Consider the following 10,033-nt stretch of genomic DNA (forward strand, 5'->3'; position numbering starts at 1 on the left):
GAGCTGCGGAGAGCATGTCCCGCTCAGCGCACCTTGGGACATGCTCAGTCCTGGACCCGGGCAGTGGACATACTGGGCTTATGTCCACTGGCCGCGCGCTGGGGACGGCATGTCCAGTGGTTCCGCGCTATTAGGGAGGGCTTGTGAAAAGTGAAATATCCGACGCTAAGGTTTGCCGAGCGCTTTCCGTCAGACGTGTTCCGCGTACAGCGCCTGGTGGTGTGCCGCGTTGATCCTGTTCAGCACCGGAAACGGTATGCCTTGCCTGCATTGGTTTGGCCGTTACCACTCTGGGCATCATGGCGCCTCTGCTGGTTGTGTCCTTCAGCATGGCTGCGCTGAGCAACGCACAGCCCACCAGTGACCTCAGGGCACGCACCACTCGCGACGGCATGACGGGGCTCCTCAACGGCGCCGAGTTCCTCCGTCTGATTACCGCTGAGCTGCGCCGCCACAGCCGCGGAGGAGCAAAATCGAAAAGCCGAAACCGCGCGGTCTGGTGGACCATGGCTTCGATATGGAACCGCAGCCCGGGGAAATGCACCTCTAGCTAGCGGCTGACCAAAGCCCGCAACAGCTTGACCGCAACGGACAATGCTGCGATGTCCACCGGGCCCGGCTTGATGGCCTCCTTGATGGTTTCCTGGATCCTGGCGAGTTGTTCGATATTTTCGCGTTCCCAGGCGACGATGCGCTCCACTGGATCGGTTCCGGGGGCGGTGGGGCGTGGAGTATTCCGCACAACAGCCTTCGTCATGCCGGCAAGGACCAAATACAAGTCGTCCCGAAGCGCCGCCCGCGCGAGGGCCTGCCAATGGGTTTCCCGCGGCAGCGCAGTGATGTGTTCAAGAATGGGGACCGCAGAGATTCGCTCGAAGACGGCAAAGTACACTTCAGCCACGGTGTCCACGGGCTCTTGAAGCTCTTCCGATATGGCGGAGATGTCCAGAAGGCCATAGCTGACCAGGATCTCGGAGGCACGCACGCCCAAGTCATGGGGCAGGCCGACGGCGTCGGTGTGGGCTAGACGGATCACCGCATGCTGCAGATTCACGCCGTGAAGGAAGCTGCCAAACTTTGGGCGCAGAAGCGACATGGGGGGCTCGAGCCGGGCCAATGCATCGGCGATTGGCTTGTCCCGGAAATCGTGGTTGACATACCACCGTGTCGAGCGGTCCAGCGTGCGGCGCATGTCGAGTGCCACGGCACACCCGTGCTCGCTGGGGATGCTTGCCGGCAGCTGTGCGAGGGCTTCGGTAATTGAGTGAAAGTCCCAGATCTTGCGCATGACCACGAACCCGCGGGCCACGGCGGCCGCCGATACCGTGGTCTCCTCCATTGCCCGGAAGGCGAAGGCAATGCCCCCCAGATTGATCATGTCGTTGGCAATGACAGTGGCTACGATCTGCCCCCGCAGCGGATGCGTGGACAGCTCCTCCCCGAACCGCTCCGATAGCTGGCGCGGAAAGTAGTCGTGCAGCGTCCGGGAGAACCAGGGGTCATCGGCCAGACCGCTGAGTGTGAGTTCCCTGGCCAGCTGGATCTTGGCATACGCGGCCAGCACGGAGAGCTCCGGAGATGTCAGGCCTGCGCCGGTCTGCAGACGGGTGTGCAGTTGCTCCGTGCTGGGCAGGCATTCAAGGTTCCTGTCCAGGTCCGTCACGGCGTCCAGCCAGTCCATGGTCCGCTCAAAGCTCGGGCTCCAGTGAAGCACCAGCTGGCGGTCATTGAGGAGGAGTGCGTTCTGGTCCACATTGGTTTTCAGGACCAAGCGTGCGACTTCCTCCTGAAGGGAGTGCAGGAAGCCTGTCCTTTCGTCCGGGGACATCCTTCCCGCGGCGATCATCCGGTCGAGGAAGATCTTGATGTTCACTTCGTGGTCCGAACAGTCCACGCCGGCGGAGTTGTCGATCGCATCGGTGTTCAGCAAGACCCCGCCCAGTGCGGCCTCTATCCTGCCTCGCTGGGTGATGCCAAGGTTGCCGCCCTCGGCGATGATCCTGGTCCTCAGCTCAATGGCGTTGACACGGATGGGATCGTTGGCCTTGTCTCCCACATCCGCGTGGGTCTCGCTGGAGGCCTTGACGTAGGTGCCGATGCCTCCGTTGTAGAGCAGGTCCACGGGGGCCAGAAGGACGGCTTTGAGCAGCTCCGGCGGGCTCATCGCCGTCCTTCCCGGTTCCAGCCCCAGCGCAAGGCGCACCGCTTCGGTGATCTTGATCGACTTCTCCCGCCGGGAGAACACGCCGCCGCCCGCGCTGATTTTGGAGACGTCGTAGTCGGCCCAGGAGGAGCGGGGAAGCCCGAACAGCCGCTGCCGCTCCGCATAGGAGGCGGCCGGATCGGGGTTCGGGTCCAGGAAGATGTGTCGGTGGTCGAACGCCGCCACTAACAAGATGTGTCGGGAGAGCAGCATCCCGTTGCCGAACACGTCGCCGCTCATATCGCCGATGCCCACTACCGTGAAGTCCTCTGCCGTGGAGTCGATGAGCAGCTCGCGGAAATGGTGCCGGACCGACTCCCAGGCGCCGCGTGCCGTGATGCCCATCTGCTTGTGGTCATAGCCCGCCGAGCCGCCCGAGGCGAAGGCATCGCCGAGCCAGAATCCGTACTCGAGGGCCAGGGCGTTGGCGATATCCGAGAACGCGGCCGTCCCCTTGTCGGCGGCCACCACCAGGTAGTAGTCATCGCCATCGTGCCGGACCACCCGCTCGGGCGGCACCACCCGTTCGGTGGACCCGGGGGCGCCGTCGAGGGATGTGAGCAAATTGTCGGTGATGTCCAGCATGCCGCGGATGAAGATCCGGTAGCTCTCCTGGCCCTCCGCCAACCAAGCCGTCCGGTCCGTGGCGGGATCGGGCAGCCGCTTCGGATAGAAACCCCCCTTGGCACCCGTTGGCACGATCACGGCGTTCTTGACGGTCTGCGCTTTGACGAGTCCCAGGATCTCCGTCCGGAAGTCCTCCCGGCGGTCGGACCAGCGAAGCCCGCCGCGGGCCAGGGAGCCAAAGCGCAGATGCACCCCTTCAACCCGGGGCGAATAGACCCAGATTTCGTATTTTGGCCGGGGAGCAGGTGCAACGGGGACGCCGGAGAGGTTGAGCTTGAAGCTGAGGTAGGGCTTGTTCAGGAAGTAGTTGGTGCGCAGCGTCGCCTCGACAAGACTCGCGAAGGACCGCAGCAGACGGTCGGCGTCCAGGACCGGCACGGCGTCAATGGCAGCCGTCAGCTCACTCCGGGCGGAGTCCATGTCACTGAGGCGGGTTGGCTGGTCGAGAACCGGATTGAACTTGGCCTCGAAGAGTGCAAGGAGTGCGCGCGTGGCCCGGACATTCGCCCGCAGCGTGTCCGCCATGAAGCCGTAGGAGTTGGTGGTTCCGAGCTGCTGCAGGTATTTCGCGTAGCCGCGAAGGATGACTGTCTGGCGCCATCCGATTCCTTCCCTGATGACCAGTGCATCAAGGGTGTCGGACTCGATGTCTCCTCGCATCGCGGCGCAAAACGAGTCGGCAAGCAGCCCGCTGGTGCCCAGGGGGTCCACGCCGGAGGGGTATTTCAGCCCGAGGTCGTACAGCCAGAAGGTGCGGCCATCGGCACGCCGGACGTCGAAGGGCCGTTGGTCGAGCACCTCGAGCCCCAGGTTGTGGAAGAACGGCAGAATCTGCGTTAGGCTCTGCGGCCGTGTCAGATAGAGGCGGATCCGGGCGTCCTCGGCCAGCACCGCAGTCCCCGGGCGCACGTAGACGGAAAGCAGCGGGTCACCGGGGTTCCTGCCGTCCGGCCCGTCAAGGCTCTCGAATTTAACAATGTCCTCGACGGCATCCTCCACTTCGTAGTCAGCCTTGTAGCTTGCCGGAAACGCCCGGGCCCACTGCATGGACAGCCGGGCGGCCTCGCCAACGGGGAATCTGTGCTGCAGAGCCTCGTCCACGCCCTCGGCCCATGACCTCGTGGCAGCGATGATGCGCAGCTCCAGTGCTGAAGCTTCGACGGCGGCCCGTCCTCCGCCCTGGAGCAGGATCCGGAAAAACACGCGAGCCATGGCCGACTCGCTGAGACGAAGTTCGAACTCGACGGCTTTCGAGTTGAAGGCCTCGCGCAGTTCCCGCTCGATGTTGAGCCTGACCGCCGTGCTGTAGCGGCGGCGGGGGAGGAAAACCAAGGCGGACATGAAGCGTCCATAGGAATCGGGCCTGAGGAACAGCCGGGTGCTGTGGCGTTCCTGGAGGCGCAGGATTTCGCGCATGTGTCCGGCCAGGTCGTCCGCGTCGATGTGGAAGAGCTCTTCACGGGGATAGACCTCGATGGTGGCCAGCAGTTCCTTGCCGGCATGGGAACCGGGCGGGAATCCGAAGCGGTCCAGTACCGTGGCCACCTTGTCCCGGATGACCGGAATGTGAAGCACGGACCGGCTTGCAGCGCTGGGGGCGAAAAGGCCAACAAAGCACGCTTCCCCGGTGGGATTGCCGGCCATGTCAAACGTCAGGAGGCTGACTTCGTCCAAGTAGGCGTCCCGGAGGACTGTGGAACGGATGCCTGCCTTCGTGAGGGCCAGGGCCGGTCCCCGGGCCCCCGGCATGGCGGAGCCTTGCAGCGGCCGGCTCTGCTCCCGGTGCCGGAGGAGCCCGAGCCCGGGCCCCGGCCGCGCCGCGAGGACCCGCAGTCCGTCATCGTCGTCCAGGCCATACCCGCGGTACCCGAGAAATAGGAAGTTGCCGTCGGCCAGCCAGAGCAGCAAATCCTTGCTCTCCTGCACTGTTGCGTCGCTGGCCGCAGCCGCGTTGGCATCCAGGGCGGAAATTTCCGCAGTCAGATGCCGGTGGATGGCTGCGGAATCCTCGGCGGCCGCCCGAACATCGGCCAGGACCGCCTGGAGATTCAGAGTGAGCCGGTCGGCGCTGGCCTGGTCCGGCAGCCTGGCGATTTCGACAGCGATCCAGGCCTCCGCGCAGGTCAAATCTCCATTGGATTCAGGCCGTGACGGCATCGCTGAAGGCTCGTTTCCCACCGGCAAGGCAGTGCGCAGCGGTACCGGCTGGATGTCCACGAGCCTGTTCGTTCCGCGGGCCCTGCCAACGGTGAAGATGGGGTGGACCAGCAAGCGTATGGCGGCACTGTCACGGGCCAGTGCCGCCGTGACGGAGGGGAGCAGATACGGCATGTCCTCAGCCACGATTGCCACCACGCTGGCGTCCGTTTCACTCAGCACTCCGATGACGGCCTGGCCCGGGCCCCGGGTTGCGGCCAGCGAACGATGGTACCCTGCACGGTTCCGGAGCGATTCGGCAGTGTAGTTCCGCAGGTCGTCGTCGGCCACATGCTCGTAGTAGTCCGTCAGGAACGTGTCCGTGTCGTCAGCGGAGGGGTTCACCGGGGCATGGTCTGCAGGGCCGGTTCTTGGGGACATTGCGTTGCGCCTCCATCGCGCAAGGAGAGGCCGTGTTGCTGCGGTCGCCGGAACCTCGCGCCTGCTTTCATGATGGCTGGCGCGGGCCAGGCAGTCCACCCCCGCGGGGACAAGCAAACGATCAGCAAGCCGAGGCGGGATGGCGGGATTGGAACCCGCGTGCGCCGCTTTCAGGGCAGCTCCGGCCATTGTTTGAAGAGGTTGAAGCACCGTTCGACGCTGTTGCGGCCTTTTAGGCGTCGGAGTCGAAGCGCACGGGGCGCCCACCGCATGATACGCGGCGTTTCCGGTGCCCGAACGATCCGAGGGTTCGGGTATGACGGTCTTAATGCTGCGCCCGCGCAGCAGCGACCGGTTCGCCCTGGACAAGTATGCCTTGTCGCCCATTACGGCGTCAGGCCGTGGCCTGGGTCGTCCGCGCCAGGCCACGGGACCGTCACTGCGTCCATGACGACGGGGCGCATTGGCCAGTCGCCGCCTTGCCCTGCGGGACAGGTTGGTTCCGTGCTGGCGGGCGCGGTTGATCGTCCAGTCCGCCGAAACGGTCCAGTAGATCTGACCGGCCGCGTCTTCGGCCAAAGTCTTGCGTGGATAGGGTCGCAGGTCCCGCCGGCCGCGAAACTGCGGTGCAGCTTCCACACCGTCTGCCACGAACCGAACTCCGCCGGCGCGGTGAGCTTCAGCTCACGAAGGATCCTTCCGATGCGCCGGGCTGCTGCGGGCGAGTCCGCCCTGATCATTACGGTCTCGGCGGCGCTGGGGGTGTCACGGGGTATGTGCCCAGGCCGGGAGGCGGCGGTTGGTGCCAAGGCTGGAAGGTCCCGTTTAAAGCGGGTCGTGGGTCTAACGGCCGGATATTGATCCAGCTGGTAGATCAAGTCATCGCATGGTCCGAGCCACTCGAAGGCCTCCGTTCCCGGGGAGACCAGGCCGAAAGACCTCGAGCTCGTTCGCCAGGACGACACCCACGCCAATTCCGCAGGCGTCACTCGCCGTGGACGGCGCTCTGTTTCGCTTCCGAGCGGTCCAGGTAGGCCAGCAGCAGGTCCCCGGCGCGGTCCAGCTCGCCGGCTTCCAAGGCCGCGCAGATCTCCTCGTTGTCGTCGAGGTAGCCGCGGTAGAAGTGCGCATCCAGCGTGGCTTTGTGAAAGAACAGCCGCATCTCGGCCAGGACCTGGGACATGATCGTGTCCAGCCGGCGGCATTCCGCCAGCGCCACGATGGCGCCGTGAAAGTGCTGGTTCGCGGTGCCCAGGGCTTCCTCGTCGCCGGCAGCCGCCGCGGCTTTGCCTTCCTCGACGGCGGCGCGGACCGCCGCCACCCGCTCGGGGGTCCCTCCGTTCCGGATGGCGCTCACCTCGACGGCGCGGCGCACGGTGTAGACGTCATGGATGTCGCCCGGTCCCAAGCTGGCAACGAAGATGCCACGGTTGGGCAGCCTGACCACCAGCCGCTCCGCGGCGAGTTCGGCAAAGGCTTCCCGGACGGTATTGCGGGACACGCCGAGGTCCTCCGCGATGGTCGATTCGGTCAGTCGTGTTCCGGGCAGGAGCACCCCTTCCGCCAGTTGCAGGCGGAGCTCCGCAGCCACCCGGTCCGCCACCGAGGGAACCGTCACGCGCAGCCGCGCCGCCGATGCAGCCTGCGCTGTTGCCTGGGCGCGGGTTCCCGCATTGGAAGTCGTCATGGTGCCGAATCTACACGATTGTTCCAATGTTAAATCGTCAGATTGTTGAACAATCGGCCGAAGTGATGCATCCTTAGTAGGGGGCTATCATGAGACGAGGATCACAAATGGCAACCATCGACCTGAACAGCGACGTCGGCGAGTCCTACGGGCGCTGGAGCCTAGGAGACGATACGGCGATGTTCCGCTCAGTCTCGAGCGCGAACGTGGCCTGCGGCTTCCACGCCGGCGACCCCAGAGTGATCCGCCGGACCTGCCGCGAGGCCGTCGCCGCCGGCGTCGTGATCGGCGCCCACGTCGGTTACCGCGACCTCGCCGGTTTCGGCCGCCGCTTCCTGGACATCGACCCGATCGAACTCGCGGACGACATCGTCTACCAGATCGGCGCCCTGCAGGCCCTGGCCGCCGCAGAAGGCGGCAAGGTCACCTACGTCAAGCCGCACGGCGGGCTCTACAACGCGATCGTGGCGCACACCGCCCAGGCGAAAGCCGTCGTCGACGCCGTAAAATCCGTCGACCTGAACCTTCCCATCCTGGGCCTGCCGGGCTCCGAAGTGCTCCGTCTGGCCGAGGCCGCCGGCCTCCGCGCCGTAACCGAGGCGTTCGCGGACCGCGCCTACAACCCGGACGGAACCCTCGTGTCCCGCACCCTGCCCGGAGCCGTACTGCACAACCACGCGGAGGTCACTGAGCATGTCCTCCGGATGGCCTCCGATTCCGCCGTCCGCACCATCGACGGCTCCATCCTGAAGATCCGTGCCGAGAGCATCTGCGTGCACGGCGACTCCCCGGGAGCCGTCGCCATGGCCGCCGCAGTACGCGAGGCCCTGACCGCCGCCGGCATCAGCACCGCCGCGTTCGTCTAAGCCGAAGCCAGACCTGCTTCATCCCCGGTTCCGCCGGGATCATCCGCACATTAACCCGAGCAACAGGCAGCACCCCGCACACCTGGAGGAAAACCATGACTGCAGCACCGCATCAGGCCACGCCGGCCGCCGGCAAGAGGAGGATCCCGCCCGGCGCCCTCAAGGCCTACGTCGCGAGCCTCACCGGCACTTCGCTGGAGTACTACGACTTCGCGATCTACTCCGTGGCCTCGGCCCTGGTGTTCCCCAAGGTCTTCTTCCCGGGCAACGACGAATACGTCGGCCTGCTGCTGTCCTTCTCGACCTTTGCGGTAGGCTACCTCGCCCGTCCCATCGGCGGCGTGATCTTCGGCCGGCTCGGTGACAAGATCGGCCGCAAGCACGTCCTCGTGACCACCCTGCTGCTGATCGGCATCGCAACCGTGGTGATCGGCGCGCTTCCGGGCTACGCCACCATCGGTATAGCCGCCCCCATCATCCTCGTGTTGCTGCGCCTGGCGCAGGGCATCGGCGTCGGCGGCGAGTGGGGCGGTGCCGTCCTGCTCTCGAGCGAATTCGGCGACGCCAAGCGGCGCGGCTTTTGGTCCTCCGCCGCGCAGATCGGCCCGCCTGCCGGCAACCTGATGGCCAACGGCGTCCTGGCCGTGCTCGCAGCGTCGCTCAGCAACGAAGACTTCCTCTCCTGGGGCTGGCGCGTGGCCTTCCTCGCCTCGGCCGTCCTGGTGGGCTTCGGCCTGCTGATCCGGCTCAAGCTCGAGGAAACCCCCGTCTTCAAGGCCATCCAGGCCCACGGCGAACAGCCCAAGGCGCCCATCAAGGACGTCTTCACCAAGGAACCGCGCGCCCTCGTGTCCGCCGCCCTGTCCCGCATCAGCCCGGACGTGCTGTACTCCCTGCTCACCGTCTTCATGGCCGTCTACGCCACCAAGGAACTGGGCATGAGCACCAGCAACGTCCTAACCGCCATCCTGATCGGCTCCGCCTTCCAGCTGGTCCTGATCCCCGCGGCGGGCGCCCTCACGGACCGCATCAACCGCCGCCTCGTCTACGGCATCGCCGCCGTCGGCACCGCGCTGTACATCCCGCTGTTCTTCGTCATGATCCAGGACAAGTCGGTCCTCACGCTGACCATCGGCATCGTGATCGGGCTGGCCTTCCACGCCTTCATGTACGGCCCGCAGGCCGCCTACATCACCGAACAGTTCCCGGCCCGGCTGCGCTACGCCGGCAGCTCGCTGGCCTACACACTGGCCGGCGTCATCGGCGGCGCCATCGCACCGCTGGTCTTCACCGCCCTCTTCGCCGCCACCGGGAACTGGTTCCTGATCGCCGGCTACCTCGCGGTCGCCTCCATCGTGACCGTCGTCGGCCTGGCCATCGGGCGCAACCCGCACACCGACGAAGAAGAGCGTCTCCTGCAGGACTCCCACGCCTGAACGGCGCGGACAACCGGATGATTGAGGTAGCCATGGAAGCACCGACACTGCATAAGGTCCGCTCGGTGCGGCCCGTGGGAACCCGCGCGGTGCTCGCGGAGCTTTCCGGAACGCAGGACGTGCTGGCACTTCAGGCGCTGCTCCTGGAGCACCCCCTGCCGGGGCAGCTGGACGTCCTCGCGGCGGCCCAGACGGTGCTGGTCACCGCGGATTCGCCGGTGTCGGCCCGGCGGATCGCGGCCCGGCTGCTCCAGCTCGACCTCACCGCCCCCGTGCAGCGGGACGGCGAACTGGTGCTCATCGACACCGTGTACGACGGCGAGGATCTCGCCGAGGTGGGGCAGCTGACCGGCCTTGGACCCGACGGCGTGATCGCAGCCCATACCGGTCAAGTCTGGACGGTGGCGTTCGCTGGCTTCGCGCCCGGTTTCGGCTACATGGTGGGGGAGAACCAGGACCTTGAGGTGCCGCGGCGCAGCTCCCCGCGCACCGCGGTCCCTGCGGGTTCGGTGGCGCTGGCCGGTAACTATTCGGCCGTGTACCCGCGTCGCTCGCCCGGGGGCTGGCAGCTGATCGGCCGCACCGGCGCCAGGATGTGGGACCTGGACCGGGAACAGCCCGCCCTGGCCGCCCCCGG

General features: G+C 66.1%; 5 protein-coding genes. 3 read left to right on the top strand and 2 right to left on the bottom strand.

The features are described from left to right. Positions 1-550: 550 nt before the first annotated feature. Together AC6EUH_RS13285 and AC6EUH_RS13290 are read right to left on the bottom strand one after the other, a co-directional pair. Positions 551-5,407, bottom strand: a complete 4,857-nt coding sequence (locus AC6EUH_RS13285; RefSeq protein WP_499738912.1) for an NAD-glutamate dehydrogenase — start codon at positions 5,405-5,407, stop codon at positions 551-553. A 985-nt stretch (positions 5,408-6,392) separates the two neighbouring features. Then, the gene (locus AC6EUH_RS13290; protein ID WP_056434036.1) at positions 6,393-7,094 is read right to left on the bottom strand and encodes a GntR family transcriptional regulator; all 702 of its coding nucleotides are present in this window, start codon (positions 7,092-7,094) and stop codon (positions 6,393-6,395) included. Positions 7,095-7,201: 107 nt separating this feature from the next. Here AC6EUH_RS13290 and AC6EUH_RS13295 point away from each other — a divergent pair, with 107 nt between their 5' ends. From AC6EUH_RS13295 to AC6EUH_RS13305, 3 genes are all read left to right on the top strand, one after another. After that, positions 7,202-7,960, top strand: a complete 759-nt coding sequence (locus tag AC6EUH_RS13295) for a LamB/YcsF family protein (protein ID WP_499738913.1) — start codon at positions 7,202-7,204, stop codon at positions 7,958-7,960. 95 nt (positions 7,961-8,055) lie between these two features. After that, a complete protein-coding gene (locus AC6EUH_RS13300) occupies positions 8,056-9,396 on the top strand; it encodes an MFS transporter (protein WP_056434038.1) in 1,341 nt (446 codons plus the stop codon). A gap of 32 nt (positions 9,397-9,428) precedes the next feature. Beyond that, positions 9,429-10,033: 5-oxoprolinase subunit B family protein (locus AC6EUH_RS13305; protein ID WP_499738914.1), on the top strand; the 605-nt coding region annotated here is incomplete at its 3' end.

The organism is Arthrobacter sp. 001422645, from assembly GCF_059816125.1.